General features: G+C 71.3%; 15 protein-coding genes. 5 read left to right on the plus strand and 10 right to left on the minus strand.

The window, feature by feature from the left end; all coding sequences use genetic code 11:
* Positions 1-5: 5 nt before the first annotated feature.
* Positions 6-1,499, minus strand: a complete 1,494-nt coding sequence (locus ABZ915_RS41085) for a hypothetical protein (RefSeq protein WP_361814093.1) — start codon at positions 1,497-1,499, stop codon at positions 6-8.
* A gap of 272 nt (positions 1,500-1,771) precedes the next feature.
* Between ABZ915_RS41085 and ABZ915_RS41090 the strand changes: the two genes are divergently transcribed.
* Both ABZ915_RS41090 and ABZ915_RS41095 read left to right on the plus strand, forming a co-directional pair.
* A complete protein-coding gene (locus ABZ915_RS41090; RefSeq protein WP_361814095.1) occupies positions 1,772-2,917 on the plus strand; it encodes an aminoglycoside phosphotransferase family protein in 1,146 nt (381 codons plus the stop codon).
* A gap of 266 nt (positions 2,918-3,183) precedes the next feature.
* Entirely contained in the window at positions 3,184-5,166 is a 1,983-nt protein-coding gene (locus ABZ915_RS41095) for a peptidoglycan recognition family protein (RefSeq protein ID WP_361814097.1), read from the plus strand.
* A gap of 14 nt (positions 5,167-5,180) precedes the next feature.
* On the opposite strand, the gene ABZ915_RS41100 is transcribed toward ABZ915_RS41095, so the two are convergent.
* The 6 genes from ABZ915_RS41100 to ABZ915_RS41125 all read right to left on the minus strand — a co-directional run bounded on the left by ABZ915_RS41100 (position 5,181) and on the right by ABZ915_RS41125 (position 10,106).
* Complete coding sequence (locus tag ABZ915_RS41100) at positions 5,181-5,678, minus strand: hypothetical protein (RefSeq protein WP_132855511.1); 498 nt, start codon at positions 5,676-5,678, stop codon at positions 5,181-5,183.
* Positions 5,679-5,808: 130 nt separating this feature from the next.
* Positions 5,809-6,051 (minus strand): DUF397 domain-containing protein, encoded by a 243-nt coding sequence (locus ABZ915_RS41105; protein ID WP_361814099.1) that lies wholly within the window; start codon positions 6,049-6,051, stop codon positions 5,809-5,811.
* Between the two features lie 81 nt (positions 6,052-6,132).
* Positions 6,133-7,299, minus strand: coding sequence for a thiolase domain-containing protein (locus ABZ915_RS41110; RefSeq protein WP_361814101.1), 1,167 nt, complete (start codon positions 7,297-7,299; stop codon positions 6,133-6,135).
* Positions 7,296-8,345, minus strand: coding sequence for a thiolase domain-containing protein (locus ABZ915_RS41115; RefSeq protein ID WP_361814103.1), 1,050 nt, complete (start codon positions 8,343-8,345; stop codon positions 7,296-7,298). Before ABZ915_RS41115 ends, ABZ915_RS41110 begins: the two co-directional genes overlap by 4 nt.
* Positions 8,342-9,283 (minus strand): OB-fold domain-containing protein, encoded by a 942-nt coding sequence (locus tag ABZ915_RS41120; RefSeq protein WP_361814104.1) that lies wholly within the window; start codon positions 9,281-9,283, stop codon positions 8,342-8,344. The genes ABZ915_RS41115 and ABZ915_RS41120 overlap by 4 nt, the downstream gene beginning before the upstream one ends.
* 22 nt (positions 9,284-9,305) lie before the next feature.
* On the minus strand, positions 9,306-10,106 hold the full coding sequence (locus tag ABZ915_RS41125; RefSeq protein WP_361814106.1) for a crotonase/enoyl-CoA hydratase family protein: 801 nt from the start codon (positions 10,104-10,106) through the stop codon (positions 9,306-9,308).
* Positions 10,107-10,285: 179 nt separating this feature from the next.
* On the opposite strand from ABZ915_RS41125, the gene ABZ915_RS41130 reads away from it, so the two are divergent.
* Positions 10,286-11,896 (plus strand): acyl-CoA synthetase, encoded by a 1,611-nt coding sequence (locus ABZ915_RS41130; protein WP_361814108.1) that lies wholly within the window; start codon positions 10,286-10,288, stop codon positions 11,894-11,896.
* A gap of 151 nt (positions 11,897-12,047) precedes the next feature.
* Complete coding sequence (locus tag ABZ915_RS41135; RefSeq protein ID WP_361814110.1) at positions 12,048-13,949, plus strand: sulfatase; 1,902 nt, start codon at positions 12,048-12,050, stop codon at positions 13,947-13,949.
* On the opposite strand, the gene ABZ915_RS41140 is transcribed toward ABZ915_RS41135, so the two are convergent.
* Positions 13,918-14,796 (minus strand): alpha/beta hydrolase, encoded by an 879-nt coding sequence (locus ABZ915_RS41140; protein ID WP_361814112.1) that lies wholly within the window; start codon positions 14,794-14,796, stop codon positions 13,918-13,920. The genes ABZ915_RS41135 and ABZ915_RS41140 overlap by 32 nt on opposite strands.
* A 186-nt stretch (positions 14,797-14,982) precedes the next feature.
* Here ABZ915_RS41140 and paaK point away from each other — a divergent pair, with 186 nt between their 5' ends.
* Entirely contained in the window at positions 14,983-16,278 is a 1,296-nt protein-coding gene (gene paaK / locus ABZ915_RS41145; RefSeq protein WP_361814114.1) for a phenylacetate--CoA ligase PaaK, read from the plus strand.
* Between the two features lie 16 nt (positions 16,279-16,294).
* Here the strand turns inward: paaK and ABZ915_RS41150 are convergent, their stop codons facing one another.
* Positions 16,295-17,536 carry a cytochrome P450 gene (locus ABZ915_RS41150; RefSeq protein ID WP_361814116.1) on the minus strand — a complete coding sequence of 414 codons (1,242 nt, stop codon included), beginning with the start codon at positions 17,534-17,536 and terminating at the stop codon, positions 16,295-16,297.
* Positions 17,533-17,868: amidohydrolase family protein (locus ABZ915_RS41155; protein WP_361814118.1), on the minus strand; the 336-nt coding region annotated here is incomplete at its 5' end. The genes ABZ915_RS41155 and ABZ915_RS41150, both read right to left, overlap by 4 nt.

Raw genomic sequence — 17,868 nt, forward strand, 5'->3', positions numbered from 1 at the left:
GCAGGCTAGGCCTGTGCGCTGTCGATGCCGCTGCCCTTGGTCCTGGGCAGCGCGAGCCTGATCTCCTCCCGCAGCTCGTGGATCTTCGGATAGCTCGCGTACTCGGCGGTGAGCCGGTACATCTCGCGCAGCCGGTCCCAGGTGCGGTGGGAGGAGTTCGAGCCCATGGACATCAGGGCCAGGCGCGCGTACCGGTCCGCCTGTTCGGGGTCGTCGGCGATGAAGCAGGCCGAGGCCATGGACAGGAAGTCGAAGATCTTCGACCGCTGGCGTCCGTCGACCCTGAGGGCCAGGGCCTTCTCCGCGTAGTGCTGGGCGTGCGCTGCCGCGCTCGGGTCGTGCTCCGCCAGCGTGCGGTAGGCGAGGGCCTGCATGCCGTACAGGTCCTCCTCCTTGAACATCTGCATCCAGCTCGGTGGCGGCACGTCGCCCTTGTCGGAGACGAAGAGGTCCTCCGCGTGGCCGAGGGTGCGGCGCATCGCCTGGCTCTTGCCCATCGAGGCCTGTGCCCAGGCCTCGATGGTGTAGAGCATCGCCTTGGTGCGAGGCAGTACCTCGTCGCCCGAGCCGGACCGGGCGAGCTTCATCAGGTCGAGTGCGTCGTCGGGCCGGCCGAGGTGCACCATCTGGCGAGCCGCCCGGGAGAGCGCCTCCCCGGCGCGCGGCCGGTCACCGCCCTCACGCGCGGCATGGGCGGCGATGACGAAGTACTTCTGGGCCGTCGGTTCCAGGCCGACGTCGTGGGACATCCATCCCGCGAGGACGGCCAGGTTGGCGGCGACGCCCCACAGGCGCCGCTGGAGGTGGTCCGGGTGGCGGTAGGCGAGCATGCCGCCCACCTCGTTGAGCTGGCCGACCACCGCCTTTCGCTGCAGCCCGCCACCGCGGGCCGCGTCCCAGGCTCGGAACACCTCCACCGAGCGCTCCAGTTCCTCGATCTCCTGCGACCCGATGGGAGCGGCCTCGTAGCGGTCGTACCCAGCGGGGTCGGCGTGCAGGGGGTCGTCGAGGACAGGGGCGTCGGCCTTCAGGGTCGGATCGGAGTGCAGCCAGTCGTGCATGGCGCTGCTGAGTGCGGATCCCGCGGCGAGCGCGGCGCCCGCGCCCACCAAGCCGCGTCGGTTGAGCATGAGGTCCATTCCCGTGAATTCGGTGAGGACCGCGGCGGTCCGTTCGGGCGCCCACGGCACTCCGTCGGGATGTTCCGCACTCCCGCCGCCAGGCCGTTTCCCCGTACGCCCGTGCCGTACCAGACCGAGGTCCTCGATGGTCACGACACGGCCGAGACGCTCGGTGAACAGGGCTGCCAGCACCCGCGGCACCGGATCGCGCGGGATCTCTCCCGTGTCGATCCACCGCCGCACCCGGGAGGTGTCGGTCGACAGCTGGGGGTGGCCCATGGCCGCCGCCTGCTTGTTGACCAGCCTCGCGAGTTCGCCCTTGGACCAGCCGGCCAGGCCGAACAGGTCCGCGAGGCGGGTGTTGGGTTGTCCGCTCACGTCAAGCCCCCAGGTTCTCGGCTGAGTTGACAGTAGCCCTGTGGAGGTTGCCGGGCGACTATTCGCCACGGTTCGCCAGGGTGCGCCAGATGGTGTGCCACTGGGCAACGGGTGTCGAGTAGGAACGCGCCACCCCGACCCGGTTCGCCGGTTCATATGACGGGTGCATTCCCCAGGGTGCACCCGGGCTTCCGTGCCGCGACCGGGCCGGGATGCGCGCAAGGACTCACCAAGGCAGGCACCGCAGGCACACGAAGGGATCTGTTCCGCCCATGTACGCAGCATCGTCCTCCGTGTCCGCCCCGCCCCGGCCGCTGCGTCCCCGCCCGGCGGGCAGCGGCCCCTATCTGGACCCCGGGGCGCGTCCGGGACCACCCGTGCTCGGCGCGGGCCGGCCGCGGCGCGCCGGGGGCCCGGGCACCCAACCGCTCAGCGGGAGACTCGACTTGTCCGGCCCACAGGGCGCGCAGTTGCGCACCGCGATCGCCTCGGTGCACCGGATCTGTCCGGAGTTCGCTCCGGTGCAGGTGCTGCGCCGCAGCGGACGGTCCGTGCTCCTCGTCGGGACGACGGGGCGCAGCACGGCAGTGGCCAAGTGTCTTCTGGACCTCTCCCCCGCCTGGGCGGAGCGGACCAGGCACGAAATAGCCGCATACCGCTCGTTCGTCCGGCACCGGCCGCCGATCCGGGTGCCGAAACTGATCGCGGCGGATCCGGACAACTGCACCCTGGTCATCGAGCGGATGCCGGGCCGGGTGGCGGCACTCCAGCGGCATCCGGCGGAGGCCCCGCCCCGGGCGGACATCCGCGCGGCCCTGGCCGCGATCTGCCGGCTGAACACGTGGCGTCCCCCGGCGGACACCTTCGGCAAGCCCTTGGAATACCCGGCCCGCATCGCCCGGTTCCACGAGCTGGGGTTGCTCACCGACCGGGATCTGGGCGACCTTCAGAAACTGTTGCACGACATCACGCACGCGGTGGGACGCCAGGGCATGTGGCAGTTCTGCCACGGCGACGCGCTGCTGTCGAACATCCTCCTGTCACCGGCCGGTCCAGTGCTGGTGGACTGGGAGCACGCGGGCTGGTATCTGCCGGGGTACGACCTGGCGGTGCTGTGGTCGGTCCTCGGCGACGCGCCGGCGGCCCGGCGGCAGATCAGCCAGATCGCCCAGGCGGCGGGCCCCGCCTCGCGGGACGCCTTCCTGGTGAACCTGATGCTCGTCCTGACGCGTGAGATCCGTACGTACGAGACGGCTGTGCAGCGTTCGATGCACGACACGGCCCCGGCGGCACCGGGAGTAGTGGCCCACCCGGGTGCTGCGCCGTCCGGCGAGGAACAGCGGCTGCTGCTCAGGCGGCTGCACGACGACTGCCAGCTCGCCCGCAGGGCGGTACGAGCGGCGGTCGGCACTCGCTGACGGGGACACGAGGTCCGCGGTGCGCCAAGAGCGGCGGCGCACCGCGGACCTTCGTGTGCCGCCGGCTCCTGGGAGCGCGCAGTGGTGTACTCCACTGACGCCCCGCAGGCCCACGGGCGTGCGCCGCGAAACTCCCACATCCCCCGTGTGACATGGGAAATCTCCTTCCTCCAGGCATGATTGACGGATCGTCGGCCAGCCGGTACCACTGACCCACCGTTCGGCCCCGCACGCCCCGTCACGCTCGCCCGTTCCTGGAGGCTGCCTTGCGAGGATCCGTCACCGACCCGACGCCCGCACCCGGACGCAGACGCGGAAGCAGACGCAAGCGCGCGACGGGGGTCGCCGTCGCCTCCGCCGCTCTCCTGTTCCCGCTGCTGGGCGCGGCCCCTTCCCAGAGCGCCACCGAGTCCTCCACCGGCCGGCTACAGCACGCCTTCGCCTCCGCCGCCGCCGACTACCACGTGCCGCAGAGCGTCCTGCTGGCCGTCTCCTACCTCCAGTCCCGCTGGGACACGCACGCCGGAGCGCCGAGCGTCACCGGCGGCTACGGCCCGATGCACCTCACCGACGCGCGCACCGCGCTCGCCACGCTGCCGCACCACAGCGAGGGCACCGAGGACGCCCGCGGCGACACCGCCCGCGCGGCCCTGCACCCGACCGCGCGGATCCCGGCGGACCCCGCGCTGCCGGCCCGGCTGAGGACGCTGCCGAAGGCGGCCGAGCTGAGCGGCATCCCCGCCGCTAGGCTGCGCACCGACCCGGAGGCCAACGTGGCCGGCGGCGCCGCCCTGCTGGCCGCCGCCCAGAAGGACCTGGGCGAGCCGCTGAGCGCGGATCCGGCCGAGTGGTACGGCGCGGTGGCCCGGTTCTCCGGCGCGGACGACACGGCGACGGCGGCGGCGTACGCGAACGACGTGTACGACGTGCTGCGCACCGGCGAGGAGCGCACCACGGACGCGGGGCAGCGTCTAGCCCTGGTCGCCCAGCCGAGGATCGGCGCGGACACCGCCCAGCTGCGGCGGACCGGGCTGCGCACGGTCTCCGACGACGGCACGGAGTGCCCGCGGAAGGTGTCCTGCGAGTGGATCCCGGCGCCGTACGCCGAATTCGGGGACAACGACTACGGCAACCACGACCTGGGCGACCGCCCGGTCTCGCAGAGCATCAAGTACATCGTCATCCATGACACCGAGGGCACCTGGGACGGCGTCCTCAACCTGGTCCAGGACCCCACCTACGTGTCCTGGAACTACACGATCCGCTCCACCGACGGTCTGATCGCCCAGCACGTCAAGGCGAAGGACGTGGCCTGGCACGCGGGCAACTGGTACGTCAACGCCAAGTCGGTCGGCATCGAGCACGAGGGCTTCCTCGCCGCGCCGGACGCCTGGTACACGGAGGCGATGTACCGGTCCTCGGCCCGGCTGGTGAGGTACCTGGCGAAGCGGTACGGCATCCCCCTGGACCGGCAGCACATCCTCGGCCACGACAACGTTCCGGGTCCGACCACGTCCAGTATCCCGGGCATGCACACCGACCCGGGCCCGTACTGGGACTGGCGGCACTACTTCGAGTTGCTGGGCCGCCCCTTCCACCGCACCGCGGGCAAGAAGGGCGGGCTGGTGACGATCCGGCCGGACTACGCGGCGAACCAGCCGGTGTACACGGGCTGTGTGACCAAGGGCGAGCCGTGCGCGGCGCACGGCTCGAGCGAGGTGCGGCTGTACTCCGACCACGACGAGAACTCGGCCCTGATCAAGGACGTCGGTCTGGGTACGGACCCGACCATCGGGGTGAACGACCTGTCCTCGCGGGTCTCCACCGGCCAGCAGTTCGCGGTGGCCGACAACTGGGGCGACTGGACGGCGATCTGGTACCTGGGCCAGAAGGCCTGGTTCCGCAACCCGCGGCACGAGCCGACGGCGGTGAACGCCTCCGGCCTGGTCGTCACGCCGAAGGACGGTGCGACCGCCGTGCCGGTGTACGGCCGCGCCTACCCGGAGAAGGAGGCGTACCCGGCGGGGGTGCCGGTGCAGTCGGTGTCACCGCTGCCGTACACGCTGCCCGCGGGCCAGCGGTACGTGGTCGGTGACGCGGTGCCGGGCGAGTACTTCTACGCGGTCACCTTCACCACCGACTCGCACCGGGTCGTGGCCGGCGAGGACCTGTACTACGAGATCCAGTTCGGCCACCGGGTGGCGTTCGTGCGCGCCGCCGACGTCGAGGTGGAGCCCTCCGCCCGATAGCCGGACCCCGGGGGTCAGCCCTGCTGGAAAAGCTCCGCCGGGAGCGGCTTCAGCAGGGCGTACAGGTCGTCCGTGATGGGCCGGTCCCAGGCGGCGATGGTGACCAGGACGCCGTCGCTGCGGTCGAACTGCACGCAGGAGATCCGGCTCTCGGAGAGCTTCAGCCGGCGGACGATCAGGAGGTTGTCGCCCTGGAGCACCGGCATGTCCTCGGTGTCGGTGACCGTCACCTCCTCGTCGTTCTCCAGCGCCAGCAGCAGCTGGGCCACCTCGAAGGGGATCTCGGTCTCGGCGACCTCGCGGGCCGGGGAGCCTTCCGGCAGGTTGCCGATGATCATGGCGGGGCCTCGGCCGCCGAACAGGTCGTAGCGCAGGAAGACGCCCTGGCAACTGCCGTCGGGGGCGGGCAGCAGTCCGGCGCCCAGATTGCCGGGCCAGTCGCCCGGATCCATGGCCAGTACGTCGAAGTCGGGCCCGGCGGGAGTGGCACTGCGGCGGCGGAGGAACGACATGCGGCCATGGTACGTGCCCGGAGGCCTTCGGCGCCGTGTGGGCGGCGTCTCTTGCGTCCCCCTCGACACCGACGGCGACCGCGCCGGCCACCGTCGGTCCTCGTCCCCCGGCCGTGACCCGGGTCGTGACCTAGGTGAGGTCGAACTCTCCCTCCCTCGCCCCGGACACGAAGGCGCCCCACTCCGCGGGGGTGAAGATCAGGGAAGGGCTCTGTGGGCGGCCGCTGTTCCGCATCGCGATGAATCCCTCGACAAAGGCGATCTGGACATCTCCCGCGCCTCCGCTGCTGGACTGCCATTCGGCGTTGCTGAGGTCCAGCTCCGGCTTGTCCCAGCCCATGAGCGGCTTCTGCTGGGTGGTGCTCTCGGCCACGTCCGTGCTCCTCCCGGTTCGTCGTCCGCGGCCAGCCTAGCGATCGGTTCCGACCGCCGACAGGCCACGTGAGCGGGACTTTCAGGAGTCGGGCGGTTCGGCGCCGACGAGCCACATGGAGAAGAACTGCGATCCGCCGCCATAGGCGTGCCCGAGCACCTTCCGGGCCCGCTCCACCTGGTGTTCTCCGGCCTGTCCGCGTACCTGGAGGGCGGCCTCCGCGAAACGGATCATGCCGGAGGCGCCGATGGGATTGGTGGACAGCACACCGCCCGACATGTTGACGGGCAGGTCCCCGTCGAGCTCGGTCACCCCGGACTCGGTCAGTTTCCAGCCCTCGCCCTCGTCGGCGAAGCCCAGGTTCTCCAGCCACATGGGCTCGTACCAGGAGAACGGCACGTACATCTCGACGGCGTCGACGTCCCGGCGCGGATCGGCGATGCCCGCCTGACGGTAGACGTCGGCCGCGCAGTCCTTGCCGGCCTGCGGGGAGACGAAGTCCTTCCCGGCGAACAGCGTGGGCTCGCTGCGCATGGCGCCGCCGAGCATCCAGGCGGGGGGCCGGGGCGCACGGGCCGCGCCGGCCCGGTCGGTGAGGACCATCGCGCAGGCGCCGTCGGAGGACGGGCAGGTCTCGGAGTAGCGGATCGGGTCCCACAGCATCGGGGAGGCCTGGACCTTGGCCAGGGTGATGTCGTGCTCGTGGAGGTGGGCGAAGGGGTTCTTCAGGGCGTTGCGCCGGTCCTTGTAGGCGACCAGGGAGCCGACCGTGTCGGGGGCTCCGCTGCGCCGCATGTAGGCGCGTACGTGCGGGGCGAAGAAGCCGCCCGCGCCGGCCAGCAGCGGCTGCTGGAAGGGAATGGGCAGGGACAGTCCCCACATGGCGTTCGACTCGGACTGCTTCTCGAAGGCGAGGGTGAGCACGGTGCCGTGCACCCGGGCGGCGACGAGGTTCGCGGCGACGAGGGCGGTCGATCCGCCGACGGAACCGGCCGTGTGCACCCGCAGCATCGGCTTGCCGACCGCGCCGAGCGCGTCGGCGAGGTACAGCTCGGGCATCATGACGCCCTCGAAGAAGTCGGGCGCCTTGCCGATGACGACGGCGTCGATGTCGGCCCAGGCCAACTCGGCGTCGTCCAGCGCCCTTCGCGCCGCCTCCCGGACGAGTCCGGCGATCGACACGTCCCGGCGGGCCGCCACGTGCTTGGTCTGGCCGATCCCGATGACGGCCACGGGCTCCTTGCTCATCGGGGATCCCCCTCGAGTACGGCGACCAGGTTCTGTTGCAGGCACGGACCGGACGTGGCGTGCGCGAGCGCCCGGTCACCGGCGCCGCGGTGGATGCGGGCGGCGGCCTCGCCGATGCGGATGAGTCCGGCGGCCATGATCGGGTGGGCGGCGAGGGCTCCTCCGGAGGGGTTGACGCACACGCTGTCGTCCAGCCGCAGCGCCTTGCGCAGCACGACCTCCTGGGAGCTGAACGGCGCGTGCAACTCCGCGGTGTCGACGGGCCGTTCGAACGCGCCCGCCTTCTCGGCGGCCAGCCGGGCGGACGGCGAGTCGGTCAGGTCGCGGACGCCGAGGCCGTGCGCCTCGATGCGATGGTCGATGCCCCGGATCCAGGCGGGCCGCGCGCACAGCTCGCGGGCCCGGTCCCCGGCCGCCAGGATCACCGCGGCGGCCCCGTCGCCGATGGGCGGACAGTCGCCGGTGCGCAGCGGCCGTACGAGGTACTCGCCCTGCGGCACCGGGCCCCGCAGCTGGGCGTGGGCGTTGCCGCCGGCGTCGGCCCGGCTGCGGGCCCCGATCGCGGCGAGCGCGGGCTCGTCGGTCTCCCCCGCGTCGATGAGCGCCTGTGCCTGGAGCGCGGCCAGGGCGACGGAGTCGGGCCACAGCGGGGCGACGTAGTACGGGTCGAGCTGCCGGGTGAGTACGTCGCGCACCGAGCCGGGCGAGGACTTGCCGTACGCGTAGACGAGCGCGGTGTCGGCGTCCCCGGTGAGCAGCTTGGTCCACGCCTCGTACAGCGCCCATGCGCCGTCCATCTCGACGTGCGACTCGGAGATCGGCGGCCAGGCGCCCACGCCGTCGAGGGCGAGGGTGAAGGAGAAGGCGCGGCCGGCGAGGTAGTCGCTGGAGCCGGAGCAGGTGAAGCCGATGTCGGCGGTCTTCAGGCCGGTCTGGTCGAGCACGTCGTGCAGCACCGGCATGAGCATCTCCACCTCGGAGAGCTCGTCGCTGGTGCGCCGGTGGCCGGTCTGCGCGAAGGCGACGACCGCGATGTCCCGCGTCATACCAGCTCCTTGTAGGTCTCGTAGTCCGCGTCGGGTTCGCCGGTGGGCCGGTAGTGGTCGGGGTAGCGGGCGCCCTCGGTCCACACCGGCTCGACGCGCAGCCCCATCCGTACCTGGTCGTAGGGGATGTCGCCGATACGGGCGTGCAGGGCGAGGTCGGCGCCGTCGAGGGCGATGTGCGCGTAGACGTACGGCACTTCGATGTCGAGGTTCTTCGCCTTGATGTTGACGATGCAGAAGGTGGTGACCGTGCCGCACGGGCCGACCTCGACCTGTTCGGAGGTGGCGACCCCGCAGGTGGGGCAGGCGCCCCTGGGCGGGACGTACACCTTGCGGCAGGAGGGGCAGCGCTCGCCGAAGGTCCGCCGCCCGGACAGCGCGTGGATGTAGGCGGACTGGGCGCGGCCGGGCGAGTAGGTGTAGTCGAGCCGGGCGGGGGCGACGATGCCGGTGACCGGCTCCTCGAACTCGCCCGCGTGCACGGTGATTTCGGTGTCGTCACCGTCGTGCGGCTCGAAGCAGGCGATGTCGGTGATGGCGCCGGAGCGCTCCTCGGCCCAGCGGATCCGGACCCGCATGCCGGTGTGCACGGCGTCGGGGCCGGGGGCGTCGAGGGCGTGCAGCAGGGCGGTGTCGGCGCCGTCGAGCCGGACCAGGACCCAGGCGAAGGGGGTGTCGAGGGGCTGGCCCCGGCGGGGTTCCGGGTTCCAGGCCCAGGTGGTGACCGTGCCGGTCAGGGCCACGTGGACGAGGTCGCGGATCTCCTCGGCGGTCACGGGGTCGTACTCGACGGGCGGGACGAGGGTGCGGCCGTCGCTGGTCTTCACCCCGAGGACGATCCGTTCGCGCAGTCCGGTCAGGAAGGCGCTCTGGACCGGGCCGAGGGAGCGGGTGAAGGGGAACTCGACGACGAGGGGGGCTTTGAGGACTTCGGGCATGCCTGAGGGCTCCTTCGGTGGGTCAGGCGCGCTTGTAGACGGGGGGCCGCTTCTCCGCGAAGGCGCGGGCGCCCTCCTTGGCGTCGGCGGTGTCGAAGACGGGCCAGCCTCGCCCCAGTTCAGCTGCCAGGCCGTCGGTCTCGGTCATCTCGGCGGTCTCGTACACCGATGCCTTGACGGCCTCGACGGCGAGCGGGCCGCAGGCGTTGATCTGTTCGGCGATCTCCAGGGCCTTGGTGAGCGCGGTGCCGTCGGGGACGACGTGGCCGACGAGGCCGATGTCCGCGGCCTCGCGGGCGGTGTACGGCCGTCCGGTGAGCAGCATCTCCAGGGCGTGGGTGCGCGGGATCTGGCGTTGCAGCCGGACCGTGGAGCCGCCGATCGGGAACAGCCCGCGCCTGACCTCGAACAGGCCGAAGGTCGCGGACTCGCCCGCGACCCTGATGTCGGTGCCTTGCAGGATCTCCGTACCGCCCGCGACACAGTGGCCCTCGACGGCGGCGATCACCGGCTTGCGCGGGCGGTGGTGCCGCAGCATCGCCTTCCAGTGCAGGTCGGGGTCGGCCTTGAGCCGGTCCCGGTGGTGCTGCCCGTCCATGCCCTTGCCGGCCAGCGCCTTGAGGTCCATCCCGGCGCAGAAGGCGCCGCCGGCTCCGGTGAGCACGATGGAGCGGACCGCGTCGTCCTCGTCGGCCTCCAGCCAGCCGTCGTACAGGCCGACGAGCATCGGCAACGAGAGCGCGTTCTTGGCCTCGGGCCGGTTGAGCGTGAGCACCAGTGTGCCGCCTTCCCGCTCCACGGTGAGGTGTTCGGTTCCACCCATCGCCCATCTCCCCTCTACAGAACGAGAACAGGTTGCAGTAGTGGAGGGGGCACTTCAAGGGTTTTCTGACAGGTAGTCAGATTTCTCTGCGGGAAGCCTTCACAGTTGCGGTGCCCTTTGCTCTGATGACCGGCGAACCGACAGGTGCCAGGTACGACTGCCCGGGATCAGGAGGAGCGGTGGAGTACAACCTTGCCGATCTGTTCGAGTCGGTCGTCGACGTGGTCCCGGACCGCGAGGCGCTCGTGTACCTCGACCATCCCGGCACCGGCGCCGAACGCCGTCTGACATACGCGGAGCTGGACGCGGCGGCGAACCGCGTCGCCCACCATCTGATCGACAGCGGGATACGCCCCGGTGAGCACCTGGGACTGCACCTCTACAACGGTGTCGAGTACCTCCAGACGGTCCTGGGCTGCCTGAAGGCGCGGATCGTCCCGGTCAACGTCAACTACCGCTATGTCGAAGAGGAGTTGGTGTACCTCTACCGGGATGCGGATCTGGTCGCGCTGGTCTTCGACGCGGAGTTCGGCGACCGGGTGGCCGCGGCGCTGCCGCGCGCGCCGAGGCTGCGGCATCTGCTGCGGGTCGGCGGGCCGGCCCAGGTGCCCGGCGCGGTCCCGTTCGCCGAGGCGGAGGCGGCCGGGGCTCCGGGACGGGGGTTTCCGGCCCGGTCGGGGGACGACCAGTTCATCATCTACACCGGCGGTACGACGGGCATGCCCAAGGGTGTGATGTGGCGTCAGGAGGACTTGTTCTTCGCGGGCCTGGGCGGCGGGGCGCCGACGGGTGAGCCGGTGAAGGCGCCCGGGGAACTGGCGGAGCGGGTCGCGGCGGGCGGGTCCGGCATCACCTTCTTCCCCACCCCTCCGCTGATGCACGGCACGTCCACCCTCACCGCGTTCATCGGCTTCAACTTCGGCCAACGTGTCGTACTGCACCGCAGGTTCGTACCGGAGGAGGTGCTGCGGACCATCGAGAACGAGAAGGTCACCAGCATGTCGCTGGTCGGCGACGCCATGCTCCGGCCGCTCGTCGACGCGCTCGGCGGGTCCATGAAGGGCACCGACTGCTCTGCGCTGTTCAGCGTCTCCTCGTCGGGCGCGATCATGTCGGAGACCGTGCGCCGGCAGTTCCGGGAACTCGTCCCGAACGCCATGCTGCTGAACAACTTCGGCTCCTCCGAATCCGGTTTCAACGGTACGGCGACGGAGGACTCGGGACCCGAGCGGGGCTTCCGCATCAAGGTCAACTCCCGCACCCAGGTGGTCGATCCCGCGACACACGCGCCGGTCGCCGTGGGCGAGATCGGCCGGGTCGCGCAGTGCGGCCATGTGCCGCTCGGCTACTACAACGACCCGCGCAAGACGGCCGAGACGTTCTTCGAGCAGGACGGGCAGCGCTGGGTGCTGCTCGGTGACATGGCGACGGTGGACGAGGAGGGTGTGGTCACCGTCCTCGGCCGGGGATCGCAGTGCATCAACACCGGCGGCGAGAAGGTGTACCCGGAGGAGGTCGAGCAGGCGCTGAAGGCCCATCCGGACGTGTACGACGCGCTGGTCGCCGGGGTGCCGGACGCCACGTGGGGCAATCATGTGGCGGCCGTGGTGCAACTGCGGCAGGGAGCCCGGCACCCTTCGCTGACCGACATCCAGGACCACTGCCGTACCCGGCTGGCCGGCTACAAGATCCCGCGCCAGCTGGTGATCGCGGAGTCCATCCAGCGGTCGCCCAGCGGCAAGGCGGACTACCGGTGGGCGCGGGAGGTGGCGGTGGCGGCGGACCGGTAGCCGCCGGTCGTTCCATCCGGGTGATCGTGGCGGCGTACCCTGTGCGCGGCCGGCCTCCGCCTTTGAACCAAAGGTGACGGCCGGTCGTACGGGGGATGACGGAACAACCTCCGTCGAACCAGCACCGGGTTACGCACGGAAGGACCTTCGGGTGTCGCACCTCACGCCCCCTCGCCAACAACCGGACGCCGACACGGGTCCGGACCCCGACTCGACGGCGACGGACGAGGTCCGGGGGGACTCCGGGACGGCCGAACAGACCGGGGCGAACGCGAGCCCCGGCACGGAAGAACGGGCGGAGGAGGAGACGGCCGGCGACGACGAGCGCGGCGAGAGCGCCGTCGAAGCCGCCGGCTCGCACTCCGCCGCCGAGGACGAACGCACCCCCGATGCCGCCCGCCCGGGCTGGTTCGGCTGGCGGCGTCGTTACCCCCGGGCCGCACGTGTCGTACGGGTGAGCACGACCGTCCTGGCGGGTGCGCTGGTGCTCACCGTGTTCCTCGTGCCCAACCGCCTCGACTGGATGTCGGTCCAGAGGTTCCTCCGTATCCCGGTCGAGGCGGTCTTCCTCGCGGCCGTCCTGCTCGTACTGCCGGCCAGGGCGCGGCGGATCACGGCCGGTGCCCTCGGGGTCCTCCTCGGGCTGTCCGGCATCCTGAAGTGCCTCGACATGGGCTTCCGGCAGACCCTGGCCCGGCCGTTCGACCTGGTCTTCGACTGGGTGCTGCTGAGCGACGGGGCGGACTGGGTGAAGGACTCGTTCGGGCGCTCGGGCGAGATACTCGCGGTGGTCGGGGTGATCGTGCTGGTCATCGCCGTGCTCGTGCTGAGCGTGCTCGCGACCATGCGGCTGGCGGGCGCGCTGGCCCGGCATCGCACCGTGGCCGTACGCGCCACGCTGGTCCTGGGCGTCGTCTGGGTCATCTGCTTCACCATGGGCCTGCAGTTCGGCGGTGTCCCCTTCGCCACCAAGGGCTACGCCCAGTTCCTCTTCAACCGGGTGCAGTACGTTCGCGACGGCCTCGGCGACGCCGATGTCTACAAGAAGCAGATGGCCGTCGACGCCTTCGCCCACACCCCGTCCGACCAGTTGCTGACCGGGCTGCGCGGCAAGGACGTGATGCTCACCTTCATAGAGAGCTACGGCCGAGTGGCCATCGACGATCCGACGATGGGACCGGAGGTCGACGCGACGCTCAAGGCGGGCGACGCCCGGCTCAAGGCGGCCGGATTCTCGGCGCGCAGCGGCTGGCTCAGGTCCCCCGTGACGGGCGCCGGCAGCTGGCTCGCCCATTCGACGTTCCTGTCCGGCACATGGGTCAAGAACCAGCAGCGGTACCGGTCCCTGACCACCAGCGACCGCGCGACCCTGACCAGCTACTTCCAGAAGACAGGCGCCTGGCGCACGGTCGGCATCGTCCCGGGCGTCCGCAAGGCCTGGCCCGAGGGCAAGTACTTCGGCCTCGACCACATCTACGACTCGACACATCTCGGCTACCAGGGCCCGTACTTCAGCTGGACGCCGGTGCCGGACCAGTTCAGCCTGGAGGCCTTCCAGAAGCTGGAGCACGGCAAGAGGAACCGCGACCCGATCATGGCGGAGATCATTCTCGCCTCCAGCCACAACCCCTGGTCCCCCATCGCCCACATGATCGACTGGAAGGACCTCGGGGACGGTTCGGTCTTCTACAAGATCAAGAAGGAGGGCACGGACCCCACGGAGGTCTGGAAGAGCGCGAAGCGGGTGCGGACCGAGTACCGCAAGGCCATCCAGTACTCCCTGGACAGCCTGACCCAGTGGGTCCAGCGCTACGGCGACGACAACACCGTCCTCGTCTTCCTCGGCGACCACCAGCCCGTCCCGACGGTCACGGGGGGCAGCGCCAACAGGGACGTACCAGTCACCATCGTCGCCCGCGACCCGAAGGTGCTGGACCGCGTCTCCGACTGGGGCTGGACGGACGGCCTCAAGCCGGCCGCCGACGCGCCGGAATGGGGGATGAACGAGTTCCGGGACCGCTTCATGACGGCGTACGGCCCGAACGGGGGCTGAGCGGGGTTTCGCCGCCGTCGAGGAAGCCGGCGACCCGGCGTACGAACCACGCCGGGTCGTCCAGCCAGGGGTAGTGCCCGGCGCCGGGCTGCACCACGGACTCGGCGTTCCAGAAGGCCTCGGCGGTACGTCGGGCCAGGGCGGGGCACGGGCCGCCGTCCAGTTCGCCGGCGAGGACGAGGACCGGGGCGGCCAGGGCGGTGAGCGCGGCGCGGGTCGCGTCCGGGTCGAAGGCTCCGTCGGCGAAGTAGACCTCGCCCGCCGCCTCGTTGGTCTGCTCCTCGGTGGCAGCGTCGTGGTCACGGGCGGCTTCGTCCCACCGCCCGTAGAAGAAGGGCAGGCATGCGAGGTCGAACCCGCCCTTCCCCGTCAGCCAGGTCTCCAGCGCCGGGAACGCCTTCTCGAACCACGGCTCGTCCGCGCGGGACCGGGCCGCGGCCAGACGCTCCTCGGCGGTGGCCCGCATGCCGAGGGCCGCCGGGTTGGGCGTGATCAGCGCGAGCCGCCGCACGCGTGCCGGATACCGCGCCGCGTACAGCGTCGCCAGGCTGCCGGCCGCCGAGTGCGCGAGCAGATCCATACGTGCCGGCCCCAGGTGGGCGCGCAACGCCTCCACATCGTCGACCATGTGGTCGCACCGGTAGGTCGCCGGATCCGCCGGCACCGCGGAGTCCCCGGTGCCCCGCAGATCCAGCAGGACGAGCCTGCGGTGGGCGGTCAGTCCGCCCAGGTCGCCGAGGTAGCCGGAGGCGCGCATCGGCCCGCCCGGCAGGACCACGAGGGGTTCGCCCTCGCCTTGGACGTGGTAGGCGAGCTCGGTCCCGTCGGGCGCGGTGAAGGTCGGCATGGGGCCGATCATCGACCGCGGCACCGTCGGCCGCAACGGAGTTCTCCCGGCACCGCACGCGTGGCCCCCGTGAATCTGCGGCCGGACCTCTTGCCCGGGGCGGGGCGGGTTGCGTTAACTGATCCCATGCGGGTCGACCGAACGATCGGTCGAGAGGATCGGTGCGGTCGGCGAGGGAGAAGTGCCATGGCGGAGACGGGCAACCTGCTCGACGCGGGAGAGCGGCTCGACGTCGAGGCGCTGCGGGCGCTGCAACTGGAGCGGCTCCGGTCGTCCCTCCGGCACGCCTACGCCCATGTGCCCTTCTACCGGGAGTCCTTCGACAAGGCGGGGGTCCGCCCGGAGGACTGCCGCTCGCTCGCCGACCTGGCCCGATTCCCCTTCACCGCCAAGGCCGACCTGCGGGAGAACTACCCGTACGGGATGTTCGCCGTGCCGCGCGAGCGGATCCGCCGTATCCACGCCTCCAGCGGCACCACCGGACGGCCGACCGTGGTCGGCTACACGGAGAACGACCTGTCCATGTGGGCCGACATGGTGGCCCGTTCCCTGCGGGCGGCGGGCGCGCGGCCCGCAGACATCGTTCATGTGGCGTACGGCTACGGGCTCTTCACCGGCGGCCTGGGCGCCCACTACGGTGCCGAACGCCTGGGCTGCACGGTCGTCCCGGCCTCCGGCGGCATGACGGCCCGGCAGGTCCAGCTGATCCAGGACCTGCGGCCCGGGATCATCATGGTCACGCCCTCGTACATGCTCACGCTGCTCGACGAGTTCGAACGGCAGGGCGTGGACCCGCGCGCCACCTCCCTGCGGGCAGGCGTGTTCGGTGCCGAGCCGTGGACCGAGGAGATGCGGCGCGAGATCGAGGAGCGGTTCGCGATCGACGCGGTCGACATATACGGGCTGTCCGAGGTGATCGGTCCCGGCGTGGCCCAGGAGTGCGTGGAGACCAAGGACGGCCTGCACATCTGGGAGGACCACTTCTTCCCGGAGGTCGTGGACCCGATCACGGGCGAGGTGCTGCCGGAGGGCGAGGAGGGCGAGCTGGTCTTCACCTCGCTGACCAAGGAGGCGATGCCGGTGATCCGGTACCGCACCCGTGATCTGACCCGGCTCCTGCCGGGCACGGCCCGGGTGTTCCGGCGGATGCGGAAGGTCACCGGCCGCAGCGACGACATGGTCATCCTGCGCGGGGTGAACCTCTTCCCGACGCAGATCGAGGAGATCGTCCTGCGCACCCCGGCCGTCGCCCCGCACTTCCAGCTGCGCCTCACCCGCGAGGGCCGCCTGGACGCCCTCACCGTGCGGGCCGAGGCCCGCCCCGGCGCCGGCCCCGAGGCCCGGGCCGCGGCGGCCCGGGACATCGCGGCGGCCGTGAAGGACGGCATCGGCGTGTCCGTCGCCGTCGAGATCGTCGAGCCGGAGTCGCTGGAACGCTCGGTGGGCAAGATCCGCCGCATCGTGGACCTCCGGCCTCGCTAGGGCCTGTTGCCGGCCGTCACCCGGCGGGTTCGAGCACGACCGGCAGCTCCGCGAGGCCGCGGAAGGCCGGGAAGGGGACCTCCAGCCACCGCGCCTGCCCGGCGGGGCCGGCCGGGGCCATCCTCGGGAACCGGTCGAACAGGCCGGTGAGGGCGAGCTGCGTCTCCAGCCGGGCCAGCGGGGCTCCCAGGCAGTAGTGGCTGCCGTGCCCGAACCCCAGATGGGCGTCCTGCGCGTTCCCCGGCCGCCGCACGTCGAACTCGTCCGGGGCGTCGAACTTCCGCGGGTCGCGGTTGGCGGAACTGAGCGCGATCTGGACCAGGGCGCCCTTGGGGATCCGCGTCCCGGCGTACTCGACGTCCTCGGTCGCGTAGCGGAACGTCGCGCTCTCCACGGAGCCGTCGTACCGCACCAGTTCCTCGACCGCCGGCCGGATCAGCTCCGGGTTCTCCCGCACGGCGCGGAGCTGATCCGGATGGGACAGGAAGTGGTGGACGGCGTTGCCGATGAGGTACGCGGTCGTCTTGTGACCGGCGAACATCAGCAGGAACGCCGTGGAGACAAGCTCGTTCTCGGAGAGTCCGCCGTCGTTGTCCCGGACCGCGGTGAGCGCGCTCAGCAGGTCGTCACCCGGCCGGCCGCGCTTGGCCGCGATGAGGTCCGTGAAGTACGCGTGCAGGTCCTCCTCCGCCTGCTGCTGGGCCCGCTTGGCCTCCTCGCCGAACCCGGTCTGCGCCACCGTGGTGGACAGGTGCTGCATCCGCGACCGCTCCTGCGGCGGCACGCCGAGCAGGTCGCAGATCACGATGATCGGCAGCGGGAACGCGAACGCGGGCAGCAGGTCGAAGGGCTCCCCGGTCGGGCACTCGTCGAGCAGGTTCCCGACGATCTCCTGGATCCTCGGGAGCAGAGCCTGCACGCGGCGTGGGGTGAACGCGGAGTTGACCAGTCTGCGCAGCCGGGTGTGCTTGGGCGCGTCGGAGTTGAGCATGTTGTCGTCCAGCGCGACGGACGAGTCACCGAAGATCCTCCGGTAGGCGTCCATGGCCCCGTACATGTCCTTGCTCAGCCGCGGATCCGCCAGGGCGGCCCGCGCGTCCTCGTACCGTGTGATCAGGTACGTCTCGTTGCCGTGCGGCGGTCTCATGGGGCAGACCGGCACCGCGTCCCGCAGATGGGCGTAGACCGTGTGCGGATCCCGCCGGAACTCGGGGGTGCACCGCTCGGCCGCGGTGACGGCCTCTCGCGTGGTGGTCACGGACGGCTCCTCAGGTCGAAGAGAGCCTCGGCGTTGCCGCCGAGGACGAGCTGCTGGGACGCCTTGTCGAGCGGCAGCTTCTCGATCATGCGGATGGAGTCCTCCAGCGGCGCCGCCATCGGCGGTGAGTCGGTGCCGAAGAGCATCCGCTCGGGCCCCAGCACCTCCGCGTTCAGGCTCAGGTGCGCCGGGCTGAACGGGCTCGTGTCGACGTACATGCGCTGGAGCGCCGCGGCCGGGTCGCCTCCTGGGTTCGGGTGGCGGTTCCATCGGCCAGCGTGATCGAGTGTGCGTCGTCTCGACGGCTGGCGTCGGGCATCGACGGTCTCCTC

This window comes from Streptomyces sp. NPDC046915 (assembly GCF_040644935.1).
In the GTDB taxonomy this organism is placed as follows: domain Bacteria; phylum Actinomycetota; class Actinomycetes; order Streptomycetales; family Streptomycetaceae; genus Streptomyces.